Below are 24,831 nucleotides of genomic sequence, written 5' to 3' on the forward strand. Positions count from 1 at the left end.
CATGCACAGAAAACTGCATGCTTGAACGACGCTAACATGTATGAGCATGGAGCGGTGTGAAACACCGCGAGAATGCGAATATGCGCGGGCAGTGAGCCACATCCGCTCACATAAGTGTGAAGCGGTGGGGCGAACGCCGCGGCAGATCGACGAAGTCGGTCACATGTGGCAGCTGCGAGAGTTGCGAAGCAACGGAGCAGCTGGCTTTATACAGTATGTGGCACGACTTATCGTATGGGGTTACTGTATAAAGCCGTCGTCACGCGCGAAGCGTGTGTAAGAGACTGTATGCGATTTCGCATGCAACAGGTGTAAACTATATAATTGAAAACATCTATTTTTATCGGGGTTTATTTACATGTTTTCCAAATTCAGGAACCATTTCTACCAGTCCGATCGTATCGACTGGAATAATCTGACCTTCACCAGAGCTGAACTCTGGAAGCTTCTGTATCCACTGATGCTGGAGCAGCTTCTGACCTCTTTCATGGGTATGGCAGATACCATGATGGTTACAAGAGCCGGGAGCGAGGCAATTTCTGCAGTCTCACTGGTTGATTCCATCAATATACTGGTTATTCAAATCCTTTCCGCAATGGCTGCCGGGGGAACGATAATCTGTTCACAGTATATCGGACATAAGGATTTAAAGAAGTGTAATGCGGCAGCTAGACAGGTAGTGCTCACGGTATTGATGATATCCATTCCGTTGGCTCTCCTCTGCCTGATACTCCGAAGGCCACTTCTCGGGCTTGTATTCGGCTCGGTTGATCCAGCTGTCATGGAAAACGGTGTGACGTATTTCTTTTACACATCAATTTCCTTCCCCTTCCTTGCACTCTTCGAATCAGGAGCGGCATTTTACCGTGCGGGTGGAAACAGCCGTTTTCCAATGACACTATCCGTAATTTCCAACTGCCTTAATATATTTGGAAATGCGGTTCTGATCTTCGGCTTTGATATGGGGGTTGCAGGAGCGGCTATCTCTACCCTGTTGTCCCGTATTTTCAGCGCTGTTGTGATTTTCTATTTTCTCAGAATACCCAGACAGCCGATTGTCATCGATCATTATCTGCGTATACGTCCTGATTTTCGGATGATCCAAAAAGTTCTGTCAATCGGTGTTCCTTCCGGAATTGAAAACGGGATGTTTCAGTTTGGCAAACTGGCAATCCAGTCCAGCGTCTCGACCCTTGGAACAATTAATATTGCAGCGAATGCAATGATGATCATCCTTGAAAACCTGAACGGCATCGGTGGCATAGGAATCGGAATCGGTCTTATGACCGTTGTTGGTCAGTGTATTGGTGCAGGGCGTGTAGAAGAGGCAAAGTATTACATTGTAAAGATAAGCATGATCGCTGAAGGTGTCGTGCTCATCTCCTGCGTTATTGTTTTTGTGATTGCAAAACCTGTGATGTGGCTTGCCGGTATGGATCCGGAAGCTGCTGATATCTGCTTTAACATGCTGATCTATGTGTCTATTGTAAAGCCAATTGTCTGGATTCCGGCGTTTATTCCTGCTTACGGTATGCGATCTGCCGGAGACGTGAAATTTTCCATGATCGCGTCCAGCATAACCATGTGGTGCTGCAGGGTTCTTGTGACCACACTGTTGATTCGTGTGTTCGGTTTCGGACCGATCGCTGTATGGATCGGTATGTCCCTTGACTGGCTGGTGCGTGGGATTGTATATTCTCTGCGTTATCGTTCCGGTAAGTGGCTGAATCACACGGTTATTTCGTAAAATTACATTTTATTTACGCGAACAGTGAGCCGCAGCCGAATGCGAAGTATTCGTGTGCGGCGAGCGTCGCGATAGCGAGATAAAACTCGCGCAGCGTGTTTTATCTCGTTTGATGTACCGGGGACATAATAATGAAGTTGCTCACATATCATGGATTTGAGCTGCTTTCTTATTATTAATAGATAAGGATCAGGAGGAAAAAGTATGTCAGACAGAAAAATTCTGGAGGGAATTGAGCCTGCGGAAGTTTTTCGCTATTTTGAGGAGATTTCGGCGATACCGAGACCTTCCGGTAAGGAAAAGAAAATCAGTGATTATCTGATTCAGTATGCCCGATCACATGGATTTGAGCATTACCAGGATGCCTTGAACAATGTGATCATCATAAAAGAGGCATCTGAGGGATATGAGAATCAGGAACCGATCATTCTTCAGGGACACATGGATATGGTTTGTGAAAAAAATCCGGGTGTGACGAAGAATATGGAAAACAATGGCCTTGATCTGGAGGTCAATGGTGATTTTATCTCCGCAAAAGGGACGACTCTCGGCGGTGATGACGGAATTGCGGTTGCTTATATTCTGGCAATTCTGGACTCGGCCACACTGAAGCATCCGAGACTGGAGTGTGTGATTACAGTTGGCGAGGAGGTAGGAATGGATGGCGCAAAGTTCATCGACTGCTCGCCTTTGAAGGGCCATCTCCTTTTAAATCTTGATTCCGAGAAAGAAGGCGTTGTTCTGGCCGGATGTGCCGGCGGTGCGTCTGAAAAGGTAATTCTTCCAATAACCCGGAGACCATTTAAAGGACAGCGAGTGGAGCTTCATGTATCAGGTCTCACAGGCGGTCATTCCGGTACGGAAATAAACAAGGGGCGGGCGAATGCGATGCTTCTCTTATTCCGGACAATCATGGAAGCGTCTCGTGAGACAGGCGTGCGGTTGATCTCGATGCGCGCAGGCGCAAAGGACAATGCGATTCCGAGAGAAGCGGCGGCAACAGTTGTGGTTGAGGATTTTTCAAAATTCGTATCTTCCGTTCAGATTAACGAAAAAAATATTCAGAGGGAATACCGGGCGGTTGACCCTGGCCTTCAAATTACGGCAGAAGAGGCATCTGGCATCCCGGAATCCGGAGCGGATGAAGATCCACTGACCGTGGAAGACACACGCAGAGTTATTGCTCTGGCAAACTCGCTTCCTTCCGGAGTCCAGCGTATGAGCGATGAAGTAGAGGGGCTTACGGAAACTTCCCTGAACTGGGGAATTACCAGTCTGTCTGACGGTGAATTTTCAATGTGTGCTTCGGTGCGCAGCTCTGTAGCATCGGCACTTGCTGCACTGATTCAGAAAATCGGCTGGATCGCGTCAGCTTACGGGGCAAAGGTGGTTGAAAGTGGTGCATATCCACCGTGGGAATGGGTCGAGCACTCTAAGCTGCGCACGCGGATGTCGAAGATATATCGTGAGATGTTCGGGAAGGAACTCGTCATAGAGGCAATACATGCCGGTGTGGAGTGTGGTCTGCTTGCCGGGAAGATTCAGGGCCTGGATGCGGTTTCCATGGGCCCGGATATCTTCAATATTCACACCCCGCAGGAACGGCTGTCCATCTCCTCTGCCAGGAGAATGTATGATTATATCCTCAGGATCCTTGAATATAAAAATTCATAGAGATGTACAGAGAATCATTCTTCCAGAGCTTTTTGCGCATCCGTCAGCTGTTCTTCAAGATCACTGATTTCCAGCTCCAGCATCGGACGCGCTTCCTCAGCCTGTGTAATCCTTCGAAGCTGCTCCAGTATAGAACCGTCATCCGGCTTCAGAAAGCCTGACAGAAAAGCCTTCGGATACAGGAAGGCTTTTTCTGTATCCGAAAAACGAATCGTCATACGTCCGTTAACACACGAAGAAACAGTGCCGGAGCCGAAGACACGGTGCGCAACAGAAATTCCGTCAATTGCCGGAAGCTGAAGGGAGAGCAGGTCTTTCAGATGCGCTTTCTTCACAGAGAGTTCCCGACGGATCTCATCGATACGCCCGGCAAGCTCCCTTGCCCGTTTTGCTCTTTCCATCCATTCATCTGTAAAGGATGACCGGATGCGCAGATGCGAATAGAAGTCGTTCCGGTACGCACAGTCGAGAATATCATAAGCCAGAAAATGAAGATTATTGCTGAATTCTGCGGGAAAATCCACCATACGGTTCTGATGGAGCTTCAGAATTTCAGGATAATTCCATACTTCCTCCAGAAGGTTATCGCACATTTTGTAGTAACCCTTAAGGGAAAAATGATTGCCATACATGAAATAATCCCCGAATTCCGTCGCCTGAGCGAAAAGATCAGCAGCTTCTTTTTTATAGAAATAATTATCGGAAGGAGAAAATGTTGAGAGAAGATTCAAAACAGAGACTGCGGTCTGCTCAAATTCAGTTTTCCCCTCAAATCTCCGTCCGATCCGGACGTTGATGTCGTTTCGAAAATCAAGAATGCGGGAAGCACGCTGATCCAGATCACCATGATCCTCCGTATAAAAGAGCCGGATCAGTTGTTCTCTGACGAATGCTGTTTCTTCCGGGATGTCGGCGAGTGCGGTGATGCCCTCGAGAGAGCGGTGCATCGGAGTATCAAGAAAGGCCCTGATTCCTGATGTTGACGCCCGGAGCATTGCCGGAAAATCTGCATCATCCGGATTCCAGTTTTTTTTGAAATCGGAAAGGCCTTTCCGCAGAGAATCAGTGCCAGAAATTTCGCCTGCTGCTGCACTGTCAAAGCAAAGTCTGTACTGGGTGAAAATCAGATCTGAATTTTTGGTGTTCATTGTATACTCCTGTATGATTGTACATTTGCGTTGCTTAAAATACTGCGCAGAAAGATAGTAAATTCGCGCTGCCTTAAATACTGCGCAGAAAACTTCAAAAGTATAACACATATACACGTGCAATTATATCCTTGCGGAAGAAGAAAAACTGTGCTACAATTGGAAAGCTGTTTAGAAAGCATGTGCGGAAATTTCCGGGGTGGTGCCTCCTGCGAGGTTCCCCGGCAAGTTGAACCGTACAGAAGTTTAAAACCAAAAGGAGAGAAATACTATGAGCGTAATTTCAATGAAGCAGTTACTCGAAGCCGGTGTACATTTCGGACATCTTACAAGAAGATGGAACCCCAAGATGGCTCCCTACATCTACACAGAGCGCAATGGCATCTATATCATTGACCTTCAGAAGTCTGTAGGGATGGTAGATGAGGCTTACAAGGCTGTTGCGGACATCATCGCTGACGGCGGCAGAATTCTCTTTGTGGGAACAAAGAAGCAGGCACAGGACACCATCAAGACTGAGGCTGAGCGCTGCGGTGAGTTCTATGTCAATGAGAGATGGCTCGGCGGAATGCTGACAAACTTCAAGACCATCCAGACACGTATTGCCCGCCTGAATGAGATTGACAAGATGGAAGAGGACGGAACCTTTGATGTTCTTCCGAAGAAGGAAGTCATGGGCCTGAAGAAAGAGCAGGAGAAGCTCGTTAAGAACATCGGCGGCATCAGAGAGATGAAGAAGATCCCGGATGCTATCTTTGTTGTAGATCCGAAGAAGGAGCACATTTGTGTTGAAGAGGCTCACGCACTGGGAATCACTCTGATCGGTATCTGCGATACCAACTGTGATCCGGAAGACCTCGACTATGTAATTCCGGGAAATGATGACGCGATTCGTGCCGTTAAGCTTCTGGTTTCCAAGATGGCAGATGCTGTCATCGAAGCAAAACAGGGAATGGCACAGGAATCCGGCGATGAGGCTGCAGAGGAAGCTGCTGCGGAAGCCGCAGAGGCAGAATAATTAATCATACAACCTACAGGAGGAATTCGAAATGGCTATTAAAGCTTCTCAGGTTAAAGAATTAAGAGAAATGACCGGTGCCGGAATGATGGACTGCAAGAAGGCCCTGACGAACACCGACGGAGATATGGATAAGGCAGTTGAATGGCTTCGTGAGAACGGTATGGCAAAGGCACAGAAGAAGTCCGGACGTATCGCCGCAGAAGGCATTGTTATGTTCAAGGCTGCTGATGATGGCAAAAAGGCGGCAATCGTTGAGGTAAACTCCGAGACAGACTTTGCTGCCAAGAACGAGAAGTTCCGCTCCTATGTGGCACAGGTTGCAGATCAGGCACTGACGACAACCGCTGCAGATATCGACGCATTCCTGGCAGAGCCCTGGAAGTTCGACACAAGCAAGACCGTTAAGGAAGAGCTTGACGCAGAGATCGCGGTTATCTCCGAGAATATGCATATCCGCCGTTTTGCACAGGTTGAGGAGCCGAACGGATTTGTAGCAACCTACAATCATGCTGATGGAAAGATCGGCGTTCTGGTTGACGTTGAGACAGATGTTGTAAATGACGCGATCAAAGAGATGGCAAAGAACGTTGCCATGCAGATCGCTGCCATGAGACCGCAGTACACAAGCAACGCTGAGGTTCCGGCAGACTACATCGCGCATGAGACAGAGATTCTTCGTGCTGCAATCATGAACGATCCCAAGGAATCCCAGAAGCCGGAGAAGGTCATCGAGGGAATCGTAAAGGGCCGTGTCAACAAGGAACTGAAAGAGATTGTTCTTCTTGATCAGGTATACGTAAAGGCTGAGGACGGCAAGCAGTCTGTTGAGAAGTATGTTCAGCAGGTCGCAAAAGAGAACAATGCCAAAGTTACCATCAAGGGCTTCACTCGTTTCGAGACCGGAGAGGGACTTGAGAAGAAGAACGAGGATTTCGCTGCTGAGGTAGCTGCTCAGGTTGCAGGAAAGTAATTCAGGTGGATCTGAATTGTGCCGGAGATAATCCGCGCACCTGTTCCTGATCTCAGAGAAACCGTGAAAAATTAAAAGCATTACAAAACAGAAAAGCTTCGGAAGCACTGTCACACGAAGAATATACGTGACTGTACTTCCGGAGCTTTTCTATTTTCAGCTTTCAGAGCTTTGCTGTTTTCTGTTTGAAGGAACTGTCCTCCGCTCGGAACTGTTGCAGATGTTCCGAATATTGCTTTGCTATTTTCTGTTTGAAGGAATTGCCCTCCGGCGATATACTGTTATAGACAGCCAATGAGTGCTCCCTCAGAATGAGGGCATGAAAAGCATATAATAAACCCGCGTCAGACAGCGCCGGGTACGGAAAGGTATAAGACAATGGCATACAATACTTCAAAAGAACTACGAAACGATGTGATTTATTCTGTTTTTGTTAGAAACTACAACGAGGAAGGCACCTTTGATGCGGTCCGGAGGGATCTTTCCAGGATCAAGGCACTGGGGACGGATATCATCTGGCTGATGCCGATTCATCCATGTGGCGTAAAAAACCGGAAGGGCAGCCTGGGATCTCCTTACGCAATCCGGGATTATCGCGCGGTAAATCCGGAGTTTGGAACATCAGAAGATTTTCGGCATCTTGTGGAAGCGATTCATGAGCATGGCATGAAATGCATCATAGACGTCGTATACAATCATACTTCCCCCGACAGTGTTCTCGCGAAGGAGCATCCGGAATATTTCTATCACAAACCGGATGGAAGCTTTGGCAACCGGATCGGAGACTGGTGGGATGTCATTGACCTGGATTACAGCTGCCATGATCTCTGGAAGTATCAGATTGACACATTAAAAATGTGGGCCGGGGATTATCAGGTCGACGGATTCCGGTGCGATGTTGCTCCGCTTGTTCCGGTTGCATTCTGGAAGGCGGCGAGAGAAGCTGTGGAGGAGGTACATCCGGGATGCATCTGGCTGGCAGAAACTGTAGAACCGGAATTTATCTCCTTTAACCGCTCGCACGGCATTCCCTGTGCGTCGGATTCAGAAATCTTCCAGGCATTCGATATCAGCTATGCGTATGATATTCACGGAATCTTCTACGATTATCTGACCGGGTCAAAAAGGCTGGAAGAGTATGCATCTGCTGTCAACCTTCAGGAATGTATCTATCCCGACAATTATGACAAACTGAGATTCCTGGAAAATCATGACCAGCTTCGGGCTGCATACATGATTCGTGACGCGAAGGCGCTCCGCAACTGGACGGCTTTTCAGTATTTCCAGAAGGGGACTGTTCTGATTTATAATGGACAGGAAAGATGCGCGGATCACACACCGGGACTGTTTGACAGAGATACCATTTCCTGGAGTGGAGAAGATATCACGCCCCTGCTTCAGAGACTCTACCGGATTCGGAAAGAGGATCTTTCTGCAGACTGCAGTATCTGTCTGCATGCGGAGGACAGGGAGATTCTGGTTGGAATCCGCACAGAAAACGCGGACCGTCCAGCAGGGGAAACCGGAAAGAGAGCAATCGGAATTTTTTCTCTCCGAGGAGAGACAGGGCTTCTTTCCGTAAAGCCCTATGAGATACCGGACGGAGTCTATACAAATCTGATTGACGACACGAAAGTTGAAGTGAGCATGGGACGGATATCGGTCAGCGGTGAGCCGGTGATCTTTACCGTATAAGTCCAGCCGCAATGTTCCTGGCTTACGGTGCCTGCTCACCAGTGGGCAAGTTCATTAGCGGCACGGAAGCTGCCTGCAGCTTCCGCATCGCGGAAACTTATCCATTGCGGCGGTCCGCCTGAACGATGCAAAGAGGTAAGCGGCTTAGGAAATGCAGTGTGTAATCCGAGAGACAGTGTGTCGTTCCGATACGGAGGTGATATGGTATGGAACTTACGAAGTATATCGGCTGCTCCAGAGCGGCAAGGAAGCTTGATAAGGCAGATCTTGTTCTGAAAAATGCAAAAATAGTCAATGTATTTACTGACCGCGTAGAGGAGGGAAACGTCGCAATTACAAACGGCATGATTGTCGGAATCGGAGATTACCACGGCGCACGCGAAATTGATCTGGAGGGCCAGTATCTTACCTCGGGATTTATTGACGCGCATCTTCACCTGGAGTCGACACTCGTCAATCCGCAGGTGCTGATTGCCAAAGCCACGGCACACGGAACCACGACCTTTATCGTTGATCCTCACGAGGTGGCTAACGTGGCCGGTACAGCCGGAATCGATTATCTCCTGTCCCAGACGGAGAACTGTCCTGCACACGTCTACGTGATGATTGCCTCCTGCGTCCCGTCTACACCTGTTGATGATAACGGATGTATTCTGACCGCAGACCAGATGGCTCCTTATCTGAAAAACCGCCGTGTCCTTGGTCTTGGCGAGGTGATGGACTGCATGTCTGTCATCAACGGCGATCCGGAGATGAACCGTAAGCTGGAGCTGTTTGACGGCAAAGTGAAGGATGGCCACGCTCCGAATTTGTCGGATGAGGAGCTTGCCGCCTATGTCATGGCCGGTGTGACCACTGATCACGAGGGCACCACCTATGAATACGTCATGAAGGAACGCTCCATGGGCATGACCTGTCATATCCGGGAGGGGAGCGCCGCAAGGAATCTGGAAATGATAGTAAAGGGCATTGTAGAGAACAATACAAATACCGAGGGTTTCTGTTTCTGCACGGACGACAAACACATCGAAGATATTGCTCGGGAGGGCGACATCGATCACAACGTCCGTAAGGCGGTCAGTATGGGCATCAGTCCAATCGCCGCTGTCAAGATGGCGACAATTCAGCCTGCGCGATGCTATGGGCTGAGAAGAACAGGAGCAGTCGCGCCCGGATATGACGCGGATCTTGTAGTATGGGATTCCATCAAGGACTTCAATGCCCGGATGGTCTTCTACAAGGGAAAATTGATCAGAGGAGAGCAGAGAGTTAAGCCTGCGCCATGTCCGCCAGAGCTGACGGATACCATCCACCTCGGAAAGATCGATCCGGAAAAGCTGAAAATACGCCTGGACGGGCATCCTTTCCCGGTGATCCGCATGATCCCGGGACAGATTCTCACTGAGCGGAGAGATCTGCTCCTTCCCGGGAAGGAGTATTTTGAGGCGGATGGCAATCTGGACAAGATAGCGGTTTTTGAGCGGCACAAGGCGACCGGAAAAACCGGCGTCGGTGTGGTACAGAATTTTGGACTGCGGGAAGGCGCGATCGCGTCTTCGGTGTCTCACGACAGTCACAATATCATCGTCATCGGAGACAACGACCGGGATATCCTTCTTGCGGTAAAGGAACTTGAACGAACGCACGGCGGCTATACGATCATCCGGAACGGTGAGGTCTGTGACACCCTTGAGCTTCCGATCATGGGACTGATCTCCGACAGGAGCTACAGCTATGTCAATCAGAAGCTTCGAAAGATGATCCGTCAGGCACACCGGATGGGCGTTCCCGAGGATATGGATCCCTTCATTACACTCTCTTTCATGGCGCTCCCGGTTATTCCGGAGATCCGCTGTACGCCAAGAGGCATCTACAGCGTCACAGGCGGTGAATTTCTCCGCAGGGCATGAAAAAATTCCGTCGTTACTAAGGTTTCTAATTTTTCAAAAACACTTGACGGGAAGACCTGCGGATGATAGCATTCTGTTTTACAGAAGCATAGAGGGAGTAATCAAAATAGCCCGTCAACAAGCGCGTCTGTCCATGCGGCAGAATGGTTGGCTATACCTCGGGATTCGTTCAGGTGATGAGACTTTATGCAGATGGAAGGACAGAGCGGTTTGTTCTGCTTTTCCGTCTGCGTAAAGTCTCTTTTACTGTATAAGTCCAGTCGCAATGTTCTTGGCCCACGGGGAGCTTGCTCACCAGTGGGCAAGAACATTAGCGACGACAACAGGTATGAGCACGAAGTGACGCGTAAGCGGCACGGAAGTGCGAATACCTGTTAACGGCACGGAAGCTGCGAAGCAGCGAAGTGACGCGGGGACTTATACAGTATGTGGCACGAAGTGACGCGCAAGCGGCACGGAAATGCGAATATGCTCGGGCAGTGAGCCACATCCGCTCACACAAAGTGTGAAGCGGTGGGGCGAACGCCGCGACAGACCGACGAAGTCGGTCAACTGTAGGATTGCGAGAGTGCGAAGCACGGAGCAATCCGTAGCTTATACAGTGTGTGGCACAATGTATCGAAAACGCAGACAGGCCGCCTGTCGCGAAGCGCGCGTAAGAGACTGTATGCGATTTCGAAGGCAACAGGTATGCGTATGAACGACGCAGCGGTTGACGGTACAGAAGAAAGGAAGGTGCAGCTATGGCGGACTGGTATCAAAAGAATTCGGAAGAAGCCCTTCAGGAGCTTCATTCCACAAAGGAAGGTCTCACAGATGCTGAGGTCAGCAGACGTCAGGAACAGTACGGGTTCAATGAGCTGAAGGAAAAAAAGAAGGAATCGGTATTTCAGATTTTTCTGGGACAGTTCAAGGACCTGATGGTGATCATCCTGATTATTGCCGCGACAATTTCCATGCTGACCGGCGATGTTGAAAGCACACTTGTTATATTTGCCGTACTTGTGCTGAATGCTGTTCTGGGGACTGTTCAGCATGTAAAGGCGGAAAAATCTCTCGAGGCACTGAAGGCGCTGTCTTCGCCGACCGCAAAGGTAATCCGGAATGGAAAACGCATTGAGGTCGAGTCCAGACAGGTTGTTCCGGGAGATATTCTTGTGGCTGAGGCAGGTGATCTGATCGTCGCGGACGGCAGGATCCTGGAGAATTATTCTCTTCAGGTCAACGAGAGTTCTCTGACCGGAGAATCCCTTAACGTGGACAAGTGTGACGATACGCTCGTTGGTGATATGCCGCTTGCGGACAGGAAGAACATGGTCTATTCCGGCTCCCTTGTCACCTATGGGCGCGCCGTGGTTTTGGTGACGGAAACGGGAATGCAGACGGAAATCGGCAGGATTGCCACACTGATGAACCAGACGGGTGAGAAGAAGACCCCGCTTCAGAAAAATCTGGATGATTTTTCAAAGAAGCTTGCGACAGGGATCCTGATTATTTCGGCGGTAATTTTTGTACTGGGAATTGCACGGGGAATGGAGCTTCTGAATTCTCTTCTTTTTGCAGTTGCGCTGGCAGTCGCAGCAATTCCTGAGGCACTCAGCTCCATTGTCACGATTGTGCAGGCTATGGGAACGCAAAAAATGGCGCGGGAACATGCGGTCATCAAGAAACTTTCCGCGGTGGAGTCTCTGGGCTGCGTATCGGTTATCTGCTCGGACAAAACCGGCACTCTGACACAGAACAAGATGACGGTGCAGCAGATTTATGCCGGCGGAAGAGTATTCGGGCCGGAAGAATTTGACATGCATCAGCAGACACACCGCTATCTTCTCTACGACTCTGTTCTCACCAATGACGCGACACTATCAAACGGAAAGGGCGTCGGAGATCCGACAGAGTACGCGCTCCTGGAGATGTACGGCAAGGTCAAGGGTCTGATGCAGAAGGAAGAGGACCTGACGCTTTCTTACGAGGACCTTCGCACGATGCTTAGGAGGATTGAGGAGGTGCCCTTTGATTCCGACCGTAAGCTGATGAGTACAAAACACCGGATTCACGGTGTGTCTACCATCTTCACCAAAGGCGCCGTAGATGTGCTGCTTGACCGCTGTGACAGCATCCGGGTCAGTGATGAAGAGATCCGGCCGATTACCGCGGAAGACCGGAAGAATATCACAGAGCAGAATCGGAAGTTCTCGGAAAACGGTCTGCGTGTTCTGGCATTTGCGTACAGGGAGTCCGAAGAGGAGCTTACACCGGAGACAGAGTATCACTTCACCTTCCTTGGACTGATTTCTGAGATGGACCCACCGCGAGAGGAGTCTATTCAGGCCGTACAGCATGCAAAAGAAGCAGGAATCCGAACTGTGATGATCACCGGAGATCATAAGATCACAGCGACCGCGATTGCGAAGCAGATCGGCATCTTCCAGGAGGGGGATCTCGCGGTAACCGGCATGGAGCTGGATGAAATGTCGGATGAAGAGCTCAGCGGAAAAATCGAAAAAATATCCGTCTATGCCAGAGTATCTCCGGAGAATAAAATCCGGATTGTCGATGCATGGCAGAAAAAGGGGAAAATCGTTTCCATGACCGGAGACGGTGTAAACGACGCACCGGCTCTGAAGAAGGCAGATATCGGAGTCGCAATGGGCATCACGGGAACGGAAGTGTCCAAGGATGCGGCATCCATGATTCTGGAAGATGACAATTTTGCGACGATAATCAAGGCAGTGGCGAACGGCCGGACCATCTACACAAATATCCGTAACGCCGTTCTCTATCTGCTGTCCGGCAATCTTTCGGCAATTATCACCGTTCTGGTTACCTCGCTTCTGGCGCTTCCGATTCCGTTCCAGCCGGTACAGCTTCTGTTCATTAATCTGGTGACAGATTCACTTCCGGCGCTGGCGATCGGAATGGAGCCCGGCTCAGACGATGTTTTGAAGAAAAAGCCCAGAGACCCGAAGGCTGGAATCATGGACCGCAACTTTGCGCTGCGGATGATTTTTCAGGGAGGATTGATTTCCGTGGCTGTTATCATCGCCTATCATATCGGCCTTGGAGAATCCCCTGCCATGGCATGCTCGCTTGCGTTTCTGACGCTGACCTGCTCGCGGCTGCTTCACGGCTTTAATTGCCGCGGAGAAAAAAGCCTGGTCCGCCTCGGATTCCGGAAGAATCCATACAGTCTCGGCGCGTTCCTGCTCGGACTGGTTCTGGTGATTCTTGTTTCCGTCACCCCTGTGGGCAGGCGCCTGTTTTCGGTATCAGCCCTGAACAGCAAACATATCGTGACCATCGGCGTTCTGGCACTGATACCGACGGCAATCATTCAGATTGTCCGAATCATCCGAAGAAAGTGAGGAATCGCAGTGAGCAGCAGATGTACAGAATATTTCAGAGATGATCCGATTCTGATGGAATACCATGACAGGGAATGGTGCAGAATCAGGCATGATGACCGCTTTGAATTCGAAATGCTCTGCCTCGAGGGCGCAAGCGTCGGATTATCCTGGAAGACGATCATTCACAAAAGGGCCTTCTATCAGAAGGCCTTCCACAACTTTGAGATAGACGCCTGTGCAGCAATGTCCGATGCTGAACTGGAAGGCCTTATGGCTGATGAGGGACTGATTCGGAACAGAAGCAAGATCTTCAGTGTGCGCCGGAATGCTGCAGCGGTTCAGAAGATCCGTGAGGAATTCGGCTCCTTTGACGCGTATCTGTGGAGCTTTACGGATGGCAGACCACGGGACGGGCACTGGAAAACCCCGGAGGAGATCCCCGCGGTCTCCGGGCTTTCCCGGCAGATGAGCCGCGACATGAAGAAGCGGGGACTTTCGTATGTAGGGCCTGTCATCACATATTCTTTTCTTCAGGCTGTCGGAATCGTAAACGATCATCTGGAAGACTGTGAGACTAGAAAACAGCCATAATGTTCAGGAAAGCTGGCCGGCTCTGCGGAGAATCCTCTTGAAATGCTCCCGGTCATAAATAACCGGAACCGGATACAGAGGATTGGCTTCCTGAACTGCCCACGAGGCCATCTGATCCAGGTCATCTTCGGAGATTTTCTCAATGTGATCCGGAATGCCAAACGTCCGGTTCATGTCGCGGATTTTCTGAATAAAGACAGCAGCGCATTCACTGTCCGTGCCTGCCGCAATATGAGCAAATCTGGCGAGATCTGCGAGCGGCCGTTCCACTTTTTTTCCGTAATCCTCGAGAACGATGGGCAGAAGGACCGCGTTGGCGAGCCCGTGCGGAACATGATACAGGCCGCCGATGGTGTGCGCCGCCGCGTGTACGTTCCCCACACAGGCGGTGGTGAAAGCCAGTCCGGCCTTGAAAGAGGCAAAAAGCATTTCCTGACGTGCCTTCAGATTGTCCGGTGTTTTAAACGCTTCAGGAAGATAACGAAAAATCGCTCTGACAGCTTCTCGACATTGTCCGGGTGTCTCCCGGCGGTGATAAGGCCGGTTGAGGTATGCCTCAACCGCATGCGTCAGAGCGTCCATTCCCGTTGTGGCGGTCAGAAACGGCGGAAGAGAGACAGTCAGGACCGGGTCGAGAATCGCATAGTCCGGACATAGGACAAAATCGTTGATCGAATACTTATGATGTGTCTCCGCGTCGGTAATAACGGCGGCGACTGTGCATTCGGAACCGGTGCCTGCAGTCGTCGGTACCGCAAGGAAGAGAGGCGTCTTCCTGCGAACCTTCAGAGTTCCGCCCATCTCCTGCAGCGACCTGTCCGGTCTGGCGATCCGGGCAGAAGCTGCCTTCGCCGCGTCCATGTTTGATCCACCGCCAATTGCCACAAAGCAGTCACACCGCTCCTGTGTATACATGGCAACGATCTTTTCCACTGTTATCGTATCCGGATCCGGACGGACATCGGAGAAGAGCGAATATTCCTTCAGCTTTTTACACGCGTTTACGAAAAAATCGCTTTTTACAATTCTCGGCCCCGTGACAATCATCGGATGTAATTTTCCTTCTTTTTCCAGTATTTCATTGATACAATTCAAGGCATGGGCTCCCGAGACCACCTGAGGGCCCTTTCCCGGTAAAATCCGGATTCCAAGTCCGAAGGCACTCTGATAGAGCCTGTCGTATATCTGATCCAATTTCAAATCCATAATAGATATCCTTTCCGAAATCCGGCAGCCTGCAGATGGTGCGGATTTCCCTGACGGACAGATCCTGCCCGGAATGATTCAGGGTTACTTTCTCATTATACCCCTGTTATCCCGCGCGCGGGGCACCATTATATTGGAAAGGCCATCCAAACAAACGTGAGAGCACAGAAGAACGCCGGTAGAGATGACCCCTGAGCCCCGCAGCAAAACGAGATAAAACACGCTGCGCTAGTTTTATCTCGTTATTGCGACGCTCGCCGCACACGAATACTTCGCATTCGGCTGCGGCTCACTGTTCGCGTAAAAAAAATCCTCCCTCACAGGCTCTGATAGGAAAATCAGACTCTGAAAGGAGGTATTTTATTGCCGGCTGAAATGGCCGGTGTCTGTCCAGCTGTCCTGATTCGTCAGATGCAGCTAGCTGTACATACATCAGGGAAAAGGGCGTCGAATCCGTGTCCGCCCCGGGCAGTCATATACAGAAAACAGCCGGGGCAGGGTTATCAGCTTTTAGGTCCCGATCATGCTTCCACGGAGACAAGCTCGATCTTGAAATTGAGCTCCTTTCCAGCCATCTCATGGTTGGCGTCGAAAGTGATTGTTCTGTCATCCTTTGCAGTGACGACAACCGGGAACGGCTGTCCCATAGCGTTTGAGAGGTATACATGGTCGCCTGTCTTCAGACCGGCGGCACCCTCCATCTGGTTGATCTCTACCGTGAAAATCGCTCTTGGATCGCGTTCGCCGTAAGCTTCGTCCGGAGTGAGATGAATATTTACAATATCTCCGACATTCATATCTACGACCGCCTTGTCAAAGCCCGGGATCATCATGCCCGTTCCACAGACAAACTCCAGCGGTTCTCCCCGGTCGTACGATGAGTCAAAGACCGTCCCGTTGTTGAAGGTGCCTTCGTAATGCGTCTTCACCGTCTTTCCGGCGTTTTTACCCTCCAGGATCACCTTCATTTCATGACAGCCGCCTCCACAGCATCCGCCGCAGCCTTCTTCCTCATCGCCGCCGCAGCAGCCGCCGGCGCATCCGTCTTCATTGTCACCACAGCATCCGTCTTCGCTGTCTCCGCAGCATCCGCCGTGACTTTCGGATCCATGGTGATGCTCACAGTTCACTCCCTCTGAAGAAAGCTTACCGGCGAGAAATGCCTGAACTGCCTCATCCGTATCACCCTGTGCGCCGGAGACAATCTGCAGCCCCGCGGACTGAAGAGCCGACTGGGCACCGCCGCCGATTCCGCCGCAGATAACCGTATCTGCGCCAAGGTCTGCAAGCAGTCCTGCGAGCGCCTCATGTCCGATTCCGCCGGCTCCAATCACCTCGCTCGACACGATCCGTCCGTCCTCAACGGTATAAATCTTGAAATTCTCTGTTCTTCCAAAATGCTGGAAGATATTTCCGTTATCATAAGTAACTGCAATTTTCATAAATAAAATCCTTTCGTTTGTTGCAGGCGGAAACCCACCCGCTTCAGGTTGTGGGCAGCTGACAAAACATTTTCATCAGCTGCTGGCTCTGAAATCTTTGGCTTTTCCGACCGATTCAACCGTGTTTCACGGGTTATCTCACTGTCACGACGTCTGCGCAATACAGACAGTATACGAAATAATAAGAAGAAAAGCAACATCCTCAGCATTTCCCGCTGCAAGGTAAAAAAAATTAACGGATAAATAACACACAAACGCTGAAAGATGTGTTACAATACAATCAGTTCCGGACTTCAGAGGACAAGGCACCGCCTGCAGCGTGGCATTCGTGTTGGAAGAGCCTGATGAATTCCGGGAGAGGGAACAGTCAAATCTAATATTGCAGCTGGAGAACAATGAGTCAGTCGCTGAACAGTACGTCGTACTGTTTATGTGCTGACTCTTTTTTTGCGCGAGACGCAGGCCGCATCCGGATGTGAGGCGGCCTGATGCGGCAAGCGTCACGATTGCAGGGGGAAATTCATAAAGCTTTTTTCCCTGCTGCCTGCGGGGGTCCCTGCAGGTCAGAAGTCCAGAAATCAGGAGGTTAAATGTACGATGCTGTATGATGTGATCATTATAGGAGCGGGAGTGAGCGGATGCGCGATTGCCCGGGAGCTTTCCAGGTACAGACTCAATATCTGTGTGCTGGAAAAGGAAGAAGATGTCTGCTGCGGCACAACAAAGGCCAACAGTGCGATTGTGCATGCCGGTTTTGATGCGGCGACAGGAAGTATGATGGCTAAGCTGAATGTTCGCGGTAACGAAATGATGGATAAGATTGCCGCTGATCTTGATGTGCCGTTCCGCAGAAACGGTGCCCTTGTGGTCTGCACGGACCCGGAAGAGCTGGGAGGACTTCAGGAGCTGTATGACCGGGGAATTGCCAACGGCCTCAGCGCCGACAGCATGGAAATCCTGAACAGAGAGGAAGCTCTCGCCATCGAGCCGAATCTCGCGGACGATGTGGTAGGCGCGTTCCATGCAAAAACAAGCGGAATTGTCTGCCCGTTTCTTCTGAATATCGCGATGGCGGAAAACGCAAACGTCAACGGCGTCGACTTTTTCTTCAATACTGAGGTGGAAAAAATCGAAGCGGATAACCTGAAGCCGGACGGAGAGAGAATCTGGAAGATCCGCACCTGCAACGGAGAATATCGAACCAGGTATATCGTCAACGCGGCCGGCGTCTATGCAGATGTCTTCCACAATATGGTAAGCGCCAGGAAAATACATATCACCCCGAGACGCGGCAGCTACTGCCTGCTTGACCATGCAGCCGGAAATCATGTGTCCCACACGGTGTTTGCACAGCCGGGGAAAATGGGGAAGGGTGTTCTGGTAACGCCCACGATTCACGGCAACCTGCTGATCGGACCGAATGCACAGGACATCGGGAACAAAGAAGGCACAAATACAACGGCGGACAGCCTGAACGAAATCATAGAAAAAGCCGCGAAGAGTGTGAAAAATATACCTATGCGCCAGGTGATCACTTCCTTTGCCGGACTCAGGGCTCATGAAGACGGCCATGATTTCATTATCGGAGAGGTAGAGGATGCGCCTCATTTTATCGACTGTGCGGGAATTGAATCCCCCGGCCTGTCCTCGAGTCCCGCGATTGGTGAATATGTAAGACAGCTGCTGGAAGAGAAGATGAAACCGGAGCGGAAGGAGAACTGGACCGGAACCCGAAAGGGAATTCTGAATCCTGCCTCTCTTTCCTTTGAGGAGAGAAACGAGCTGATTCGAAAAAATCCCGCATACGGAAGAATTATCTGCCGATGCGAATCCGTGACCGAGGGAGAAATTCTGGACGCGATCCACCGCCCGCTCGGCGCCCGCTCCCTGGACGGCGTCAAGCGCAGAACAAGAGCAGGCATGGGACGCTGTCAGGCAGGATTCTGTTCTCCACGTACCATGGAGATCCTTCATCGGGAGCTTGGACTTCCCTATGAGAAAATCACCAAGAGCGGGGGCAATTCCAGACTGGTTATCGGCCGCACGAAAGAGCATAGCGGGGAGGAAGAATGATGGAGGCAAATGAGATGATGTCTTATGATATTGTGATTGTCGGCGGCGGTCCCGCCGGCCTTGCGGCGGCTATTGCGGCCCGAAAAGGCGGAACCCGGAGGATTCTGATCCTGGAAAGAGATAAGGAACTCGGAGGAATTCTGAATCAGTGCATCCACAACGGATTCGGGCTTCATACCTTCAAGGAGGAGCTGACCGGTCCGGAATATGCAGACCGCTTTATTCAGCAGGTATATGATTTGGGTATCGAGTACAGACTCGATACGATGGTGATGGACATCTCCCGGGATAAGGTTGTGACCGCGATGAATCGGACTGACGGGATGTTCCGGATTCAGGCGGGTGCCGTGATTCTCGCTATGGGATGCAGGGAGAGACCAAGAGGTGCTCTGAACATACCGGGATACCGGCCTGCCGGCATCTACAGCGCAGGTACGGCACAGCGCCTGGTGAATATCGAGGGTTACATGCCGGGACATGAGGTCGTCATCCTGGGATCCGGCGATATCGGGCTGATCATGGCGCGCAGAATGACTCTTGAAGGGGCAACCGTCAAGGTTGTCGCGGAGCTGATGCCTTACTCCGGAGGCCTCAAGAGAAATATCGTGCAGTGCCTGGATGACTTTGGAATTCCGCTGAAGCTTTCACACACCGTGGTGGACATTGAAGGAAAGGACCGCGTGAAGGCGGTTACGATTGCAAAGGTGGGAAAGGACATGAAACCGATTCCGGGTACGGAAGAACGGTATACCTGCGACACGCTTCTTCTGTCCACCGGCTTAATCCCGGAGAACGAACTTTCCGCAGGCTGCGGAGTGGAGATGAATCCGGTCACGAAGGGACCGTTTGTCAATGAAATCATGGAGACGAACATTCCCGGTGTATTTGCCTGCGGGAATGTCCTCCATGTTCATGATCTGGTTGATTACGTATCAGAAGAGGCAGGCAGGGCAGGTGAAGCTGCTGCCAGATATGTGCAGAGCGGATGCGCTGAGGCATCAGGGGAACAGTCACCTATTCGGCTTGTCGCTGCCGGCGGAGTCCGGTATACCGTTCCGTCAACGATTCACACGGATCGGATGGATGATCTGCTGACAGTCCGCTTCCGGGTCGGAGCGGTTTATCGTCAGGCCTATGTGAGCGTTTATTTTGATGACGAGCGGGTTCAGCATCAGAAGAAGAAAATCATGGCGCCCGGAGAGATGGAACAAATCATTCTTCAGAAGAAAAAGCTTCTGGAAAAGCCGGACCTGCGCACCATCACAATAAAAATCGAAGAGGACGATACGCCGGAACCGATGAAGAAAGCTTCGGAAGAGAAAACGATTAGCCACGCAAATGCGACATCCGCAGCCGCGGACAGTGCCGCACGCCGGCAGACCATATGAAGGAGGCACGGAGTATGATGCAGAAAAGAGATCTGACCTGTATCGGCTGCCCCATGGGCTGCCAGATCACAGTAGAATTTGAAGGGGAAGAAATAAAGAGCGTAACCGGAAACAGCTGCAAAATCGGAGACCGGTACGCGAGAAAAGAGGTCATTCACCCGGAGAGAACCGTAACCTCAACCGTTGCGGTGACAGGCGGCGACAAAGAGCGCTGTTCGGTGAAGACGAAGGGAAACATTCCGAAGGACATGATTTTTGAATGCATGGACGTCATCAACCGCGTCTGCATTTCAGCTCCCGTAAAGATCGGAGATGTCGTCATCCCGGACGTCTGTGGAACGGGTATCGATGTCGTTGCCACAAGAAATATCCACAAGCAGTGAACCAAACCCGACAGGGCAGAGATTTCACGGCACGCTTTTCGCGCGGCTGTGAATCCCTGCCCTGTTTTTTATGCGAGCGTCGCGATAGCGAGATAAAACTCGCGCAGCGTGTTTTATCTCGTTTGCGTGCAGGTACGAAGCAGCTTCCGGTAATACGGATAAGACACCCGGCAGCATTCTGCTTTTTTACGTGCAGGCATGAAGAAGCTGTGCGGCACAGACCGCGTTCTGTTGACAGAATTATTTGTCTGTAATTTCCAAAAAAGATAGAGAATTCGGATAAAAAATATGCTAAAATAGACACAAGTCCTGGTTATTTAGGCGTATGAAACGGATAACCGAGATTATGGAAACGGTAGGATTGCGGAGAATCCGAAATTTCACGGAAGTGGACATAGATGGTCAGGACAATCAAATATTTCAGAAAGGAGAAACATGGTGAATTATACCAAGTATGCGTTGAAAGACAGCGAAGAATTGAACACTCTTCTCAAAGACAGAGACAATATCTTCGTTGTCGCCTGTAACAAATGCTTCAAGGAATTCGACACCCTGAACGAGCCGGATGCGGACGAATTCGCGAAGCTTGCGGAGGCACAGGGCAAAAGGGTCACAGGCATCGCAAAGGTTGACTTCCTCTGCAATCAGGTCCGGACAGAAGAGCGTCTGCCGGATATGATCCCGGAGGGAACTGACCATATTGCGGTTGTAGCCTGCGGTCTTGGTATTCAGACAGTCGCGAATATGGAGGTTAAACCCGTACTTGCCGCGGCAGATTCACTGAACTATACCGGATATCATGGTATGGCCCTGACGAAGAAGACCTGCGGTGCGTGTTCGCAGTGTTATCTGAACCTTACCGGAGGTATTTGTCCGATTGTTGACTGTTCCAAGAGCCTTTTAAACGGCCAGTGCGGAGGTGCAAAAGACGGAAAGTGCGAAGTCGACCCGCAGAAGGACTGCGCATGGCAGAGAATTTATGACAGACTGAAGGCACAGGGCAGGCTGGAGGAATTCCTTGCGCAGCCTGTGCAGTTCCGTGATTATTCCAGAATCAGCCACAGGGAAATCAATGACTATGTAAAAAATCTCCGGGAGAGAAGATTCTCCGGTTATTACGGAGGTGTCCATCCGAGCGAACGCAAGGAAATTACCGAGGATATTCCGCTCGCGAAATTCCCGGAGCCGGAACAGGTAATTATTCCCTTGTCCATGCATGTTGGAAAGCCAGCGGTTCCGATTGTAAAAGTGGGAGATCACGTAAACGTCGGACAGAAGATTGCGGAACAGGATGGATTCATCAGCTGCTGCATTCACTCCAGTGTGAGCGGAACCGTTACTGCCATCGAGCCGCATACCCATCCGAACAAGGGACCGGGCGTGATGTCGATTGTGATCCGGTCTGACGGCAAGGACACTCCGGACGCATCTGTGAAACCCGCCGGAAAGCTGGAGGATCTCACACCGGATGAGATCATTGAAATCGTAAAGGAGAAGGGCATCACCGGAATGGGCGGCGCCGGCTTCCCGACCTATGTGAAGCTCAAGCCGAACAAGCCGATTGACGCGGTCCTTCTGAACGGATGTGAGTGCGAGCCGGTTCTCACCGCGGATCACCGAGTTCTTCTTGAGTATCCGGACGCTGTCATTTTCGGACTGCAGGCGATTATGAAGGCGGTGAATGCGCCGAAGGGATACATCGTTATAGAAGACAACAAACCGGACGCTGTAGCCCTGCTTCAGTCAAAGGTGAAGGATATTAAGAACATCGAGGTACGGTGCGTAAAAACGAAATATCCGCAGGGTGCCGAAAAGATGCTCATTAAAAACGTGATGGGACGAATGGTTCCGAGCGGCGGCCTTCCCGCGGATGTCGGCGCTGTCGTGGACAACGTCAGCACAGCGAAGGCGATCGCTGATGCCATCCGGACCGGTATGCCGCTGGTGGAACGGGCGGTGACCGTATCTGGAGAGCATATGGTTCATCCCGGAAATTTCATGGTCAGAATCGGTACGAATGTGCAGGATATCATTGACTACTGTGGAGGCACGACAGGAGACGATATCACCATCAAGATGGGCGGCCCGATGATGGGATTCGCGATTTCCGATACGAACGTTCCTGTGATCAAGGGGTCCAATGGTATCATCGCTGTCGATACACAGCACAGTGAAGAAGAAGCCTGCATCCGCTGCGGACGCTGTGTGGATGTATGTCCTATGGAGCTTGCACCGCTGAATTTCGCAAAATATGTGGATGAGGGCGACGCGAAGGCTCTTCTTGCAGAAAATATCAGAGACTGCTTTGAGTGCGGCTGCTGCCAGTATATCTGCTCCTCCAAGATTCCTCTGGTCACCAAGATCAGAAAAGGAAAAGCCATGATCAGGGAGGTGAAGTAAAGTGCTGATTACTGAGTTAAAATCAAAAGATACCATCGATTCCCTCGTGACCGGTAAGGCATTCATCATTAACTGTCACGGATGCATGGAGGTACGCTTCCCCGAGAAGGAAGCAGATGCGCTTGAGAAATCTCTTGCAGAGAGCGGGAGAGTGACCGGTATCGTCACAACAGATTATATCTGCAATCCGGACAACCTGAAGCTTCAGCTGAAGAACCACGCGGCTGAAATTGAGGCGGCTGACTCGATTCTGGTATTCTCATGCGGAGTCGGCGTGCAGACGGTTGCGGATCTCTACCGGAACAAGCCGGTATATGCCGCCTGCGATACGATACGGCTTCCGGGTTATCAGGGCGTCACCCCTCTTGAGACAGACTGCGGACAGTGCGGGACCTGCTATCTGAATCTGACAGGAGGAATCTGCCCGATCACCGCATGCTCCAAGAGCCTTGTGAACGGTCAGTGCGGCGGTGCCCGGAACGGTATGTGTGAAGTAGATCCCGAGATGGAATGCGGATGGGAGCGCATATACAGACGGCTGAAAGCCCTTGGGCGGCTCGACGCCATGCGCTGCCCGACCCAGCTGCACAATTTTGCAACTGATGAAGCAACCAGAGAATGTAAAGAATCATAAATGAAAGCAATTCGGCTTCCGGACCTGAGATACCGTGCAATACAGTTCCCGGGGCCGGAATGCTGAAAATCTGCCATAGATCACGAATATCAGGAGAGACAATTATGAAAATTACAGAGTTGTTTAAACAGGGCGAATTTGTAGTATCTGCCGAGGTCGGCCCGCCAAAGGGATTTCACATCGATGAACTGGTGGAGAGTGCAAAGAAATATTTGAGCAAAGTCGACGCGATCAACGTAACGGACTGCCAGTCCTCTGTCATGCGGATCGGTTCTCTGGCCGTGTGTAAGACGCTGAAGGATGCGGGGCTCAATCCGATTTTCCAGCTCGCCTGCCGTGACAGGAACCGGATCGCTCTGGAGTCGGATCTTCTGAGCGCCGCGCTCTTCGGCATCGACAATGTGCTTGCGCTCACCGGAGACCACACGAAGCTCGGCGATCATCCGGACGCGAAGCCGGTATTCGATCTGGATTCCGTTTCCCTTCTGCACACCATGTGCCTGCTGGAGCAGGGCAGGGATCTCGGAGGGAATGATCTCGTCGGTGAACCGCCGAAATTCGCCAAGGGTGCCGTTGTGTCTCCGTGCAGCGACTCCGTAGACGCACAGCTCATGAAAATGGAGCGAAAGGTAGCGGCGGGCGCGGAATATTTCCAGACGCAGGCTGTCTTTGAGCCGGAGAAGTTTATCAAATTCATGGAACAGGCAAAACAGTTCGGCAAGCCGGTGATGCTCGGCATCATCATTCCGAAATCTGTCGGCATGTGCAAATTCATGAACAACAATGTCGCGGGAATTTCTGTTCCGGATTCCATGCTGGATGAGCTCAGAGCAGACAAGGAGAAGACGAAAGCCGGAATCACCGGCGTTGAAATCGCTGCCCGGATTATCCGGGAGTGCAGACCTTACTGTCAGGGCGTTCACATCATGTCGCTCGGATGGGAGGACAAGATTCCGGAACTGCTGGAAAAGGCCGAAATCCGCTGATTATATTATCTGTTTTCTCTTCCGGTAAAGACCGGTGGAGAAAACAGTCCAAAAAGACGGTCCACATCACTGCCCGTGATCCGGGTGTGATGGGACCGCCTTTTTTTACGCGAACAGTGAGCCGCAGCCGAATGCGAAGTATTCGTGTGCGGCGAGCGTCGCGATAGCGAGATAAAACTCGCGCAGCGTGTTTTATCTCGTTGGTGCGCCCGGCGG

At 51.0% G+C, this 24,831-nt stretch carries 16 protein-coding genes and 1 pseudogene; 14 read left to right on the forward strand and 3 right to left on the reverse strand.

Annotated elements, in window-relative coordinates; all coding sequences use genetic code 11:
- The first annotated feature begins 358 nt into the window (after positions 1–358).
- Both ACTQZS_RS13995 and ACTQZS_RS14000 read left to right on the forward strand, forming a co-directional pair.
- Positions 359–1,747: an MATE family efflux transporter gene (locus ACTQZS_RS13995; RefSeq protein WP_441476352.1), complete on the forward strand. Its 1,389-nt coding sequence runs from the start codon at positions 359–361 to the stop codon at positions 1,745–1,747.
- 204 nt (positions 1,748–1,951) lie between these two features.
- The gene (locus ACTQZS_RS14000; protein WP_441476353.1) at positions 1,952–3,421 is read left to right on the forward strand and encodes an aminoacyl-histidine dipeptidase; all 1,470 of its coding nucleotides are present in this window, start codon (positions 1,952–1,954) and stop codon (positions 3,419–3,421) included.
- Between the two features lie 14 nt (positions 3,422–3,435).
- Here the strand turns inward: ACTQZS_RS14000 and ACTQZS_RS14005 are convergent, their stop codons facing one another.
- Positions 3,436–4,569, reverse strand: coding sequence for a hypothetical protein (locus tag ACTQZS_RS14005; RefSeq protein ID WP_441476354.1), 1,134 nt, complete (start codon positions 4,567–4,569; stop codon positions 3,436–3,438).
- Between the two features lie 271 nt (positions 4,570–4,840).
- Here ACTQZS_RS14005 and rpsB point away from each other — a divergent pair, with 271 nt between their 5' ends.
- The 6 genes from rpsB to ACTQZS_RS14035 all read left to right on the forward strand — a co-directional run bounded on the left by rpsB (position 4,841) and on the right by ACTQZS_RS14035 (position 14,103).
- On the forward strand, positions 4,841–5,587 hold the full coding sequence (rpsB, locus tag ACTQZS_RS14010) for a 30S ribosomal protein S2 (RefSeq protein ID WP_441099137.1): 747 nt from the start codon (positions 4,841–4,843) through the stop codon (positions 5,585–5,587).
- A 31-nt stretch (positions 5,588–5,618) separates the two neighbouring features.
- Entirely contained in the window at positions 5,619–6,560 is a 942-nt protein-coding gene (tsf, locus tag ACTQZS_RS14015; protein WP_441099136.1) for a translation elongation factor Ts, read from the forward strand.
- Positions 6,561–6,938: 378 nt separating this feature from the next.
- The gene (locus ACTQZS_RS14020) at positions 6,939–8,255 is read left to right on the forward strand and encodes an alpha-amylase family glycosyl hydrolase (RefSeq protein ID WP_441476355.1); all 1,317 of its coding nucleotides are present in this window, start codon (positions 6,939–6,941) and stop codon (positions 8,253–8,255) included.
- 206 nt (positions 8,256–8,461) lie between these two features.
- Positions 8,462–10,165: an adenine deaminase gene (ade, locus tag ACTQZS_RS14025; protein WP_441476356.1), complete on the forward strand. Its 1,704-nt coding sequence runs from the start codon at positions 8,462–8,464 to the stop codon at positions 10,163–10,165.
- Positions 10,166–10,908: 743 nt separating this feature from the next.
- Entirely contained in the window at positions 10,909–13,530 is a 2,622-nt protein-coding gene (locus tag ACTQZS_RS14030; protein WP_441476357.1) for a cation-translocating P-type ATPase, read from the forward strand.
- A 9-nt stretch (positions 13,531–13,539) separates the two neighbouring features.
- Positions 13,540–14,103, forward strand: coding sequence for a DNA-3-methyladenine glycosylase I (locus ACTQZS_RS14035; RefSeq protein ID WP_441476358.1), 564 nt, complete (start codon positions 13,540–13,542; stop codon positions 14,101–14,103).
- A 3-nt stretch (positions 14,104–14,106) separates the two neighbouring features.
- On the opposite strand, the gene ACTQZS_RS14040 is transcribed toward ACTQZS_RS14035, so the two are convergent.
- The gene (locus tag ACTQZS_RS14040) at positions 14,107–15,309 is read right to left on the reverse strand and encodes an iron-containing alcohol dehydrogenase (protein WP_441476359.1); all 1,203 of its coding nucleotides are present in this window, start codon (positions 15,307–15,309) and stop codon (positions 14,107–14,109) included.
- Between the two features lie 521 nt (positions 15,310–15,830).
- Entirely contained in the window at positions 15,831–16,751 is a 921-nt protein-coding gene (locus tag ACTQZS_RS14045; protein ID WP_441476360.1) for an FKBP-type peptidyl-prolyl cis-trans isomerase, read from the reverse strand.
- A 600-nt stretch (positions 16,752–17,351) separates the two neighbouring features.
- Between ACTQZS_RS14045 and ACTQZS_RS14050 the strand changes: the two genes are divergently transcribed.
- The 6 genes and pseudogenes from ACTQZS_RS14050 (at position 17,352) to ACTQZS_RS14075 (ending at position 24,615) form a co-directional block, all read left to right on the forward strand.
- Entirely contained in the window at positions 17,352–18,824 is a 1,473-nt protein-coding gene (locus tag ACTQZS_RS14050; protein WP_441476363.1) for an NAD(P)/FAD-dependent oxidoreductase, read from the forward strand.
- A 14-nt stretch (positions 18,825–18,838) separates the two neighbouring features.
- Positions 18,839–20,104: pseudogene (locus tag ACTQZS_RS14055) on the forward strand (NAD(P)/FAD-dependent oxidoreductase); the annotation flags it as partial.
- Between the two features lie 125 nt (positions 20,105–20,229).
- Positions 20,230–20,595, forward strand: a complete 366-nt coding sequence (locus ACTQZS_RS14060) for a DUF1667 domain-containing protein (protein WP_441476364.1) — start codon at positions 20,230–20,232, stop codon at positions 20,593–20,595.
- 435 nt (positions 20,596–21,030) lie between these two features.
- A complete protein-coding gene (gene rsxC / locus ACTQZS_RS14065; protein WP_441476361.1) occupies positions 21,031–22,995 on the forward strand; it encodes an electron transport complex subunit RsxC in 1,965 nt (654 codons plus the stop codon).
- A 1-nt stretch (position 22,996) separates the two neighbouring features.
- Positions 22,997–23,629: a methylenetetrahydrofolate reductase C-terminal domain-containing protein gene (locus tag ACTQZS_RS14070; RefSeq protein WP_441476362.1), complete on the forward strand. Its 633-nt coding sequence runs from the start codon at positions 22,997–22,999 to the stop codon at positions 23,627–23,629.
- Between the two features lie 104 nt (positions 23,630–23,733).
- On the forward strand, positions 23,734–24,615 hold the full coding sequence (locus tag ACTQZS_RS14075; RefSeq protein WP_441099127.1) for a methylenetetrahydrofolate reductase: 882 nt from the start codon (positions 23,734–23,736) through the stop codon (positions 24,613–24,615).
- Positions 24,616–24,831 lie beyond the last annotated feature (216 nt).

The sequence above is a fragment of the Bilifractor sp. LCP19S3_H10 genome (assembly GCF_052119185.1).
Taxonomy (GTDB): domain Bacteria; phylum Bacillota; class Clostridia; order Lachnospirales; family Lachnospiraceae; genus Bilifractor.

Excerpts from the sequence above, each read along its gene's own strand:
- ACTQZS_RS13995 (WP_441476352.1), top strand. The coding sequence starts at position 359 with ATGTTTTCCAAATTCAGGAACCATTTCTACCAGTCCGATCGTATCGAC.
- ACTQZS_RS14000 (WP_441476353.1), top strand. The coding sequence starts at position 1,952 with ATGTCAGACAGAAAAATTCTGGAGGGAATTGAGCCTGCGGAAGTTTTT.
- ACTQZS_RS14005 (WP_441476354.1), bottom strand. The coding sequence starts at position 4,569 with ATGAACACCAAAAATTCAGATCTGATTTTCACCCAGTACAGACTTTGC.
- rpsB (WP_441099137.1), top strand. The coding sequence starts at position 4,841 with ATGAGCGTAATTTCAATGAAGCAGTTACTCGAAGCCGGTGTACATTTC.
- tsf (WP_441099136.1), top strand. The coding sequence starts at position 5,619 with ATGGCTATTAAAGCTTCTCAGGTTAAAGAATTAAGAGAAATGACCGGT.
- ACTQZS_RS14020 (WP_441476355.1), top strand. The coding sequence starts at position 6,939 with ATGGCATACAATACTTCAAAAGAACTACGAAACGATGTGATTTATTCT.
- ade (WP_441476356.1), top strand. The coding sequence starts at position 8,462 with ATGGAACTTACGAAGTATATCGGCTGCTCCAGAGCGGCAAGGAAGCTT.
- ACTQZS_RS14030 (WP_441476357.1), top strand. The coding sequence starts at position 10,909 with ATGGCGGACTGGTATCAAAAGAATTCGGAAGAAGCCCTTCAGGAGCTT.
- ACTQZS_RS14040 (WP_441476359.1), bottom strand. The coding sequence starts at position 15,309 with ATGGATTTGAAATTGGATCAGATATACGACAGGCTCTATCAGAGTGCC.
- ACTQZS_RS14045 (WP_441476360.1), bottom strand. The coding sequence starts at position 16,751 with ATGAAAATTGCAGTTACTTATGATAACGGAAATATCTTCCAGCATTTT.
- ACTQZS_RS14060 (WP_441476364.1), top strand. The coding sequence starts at position 20,230 with ATGCAGAAAAGAGATCTGACCTGTATCGGCTGCCCCATGGGCTGCCAG.
- rsxC (WP_441476361.1), top strand. The coding sequence starts at position 21,031 with ATGGTGAATTATACCAAGTATGCGTTGAAAGACAGCGAAGAATTGAAC.
- ACTQZS_RS14075 (WP_441099127.1), top strand. The coding sequence starts at position 23,734 with ATGAAAATTACAGAGTTGTTTAAACAGGGCGAATTTGTAGTATCTGCC.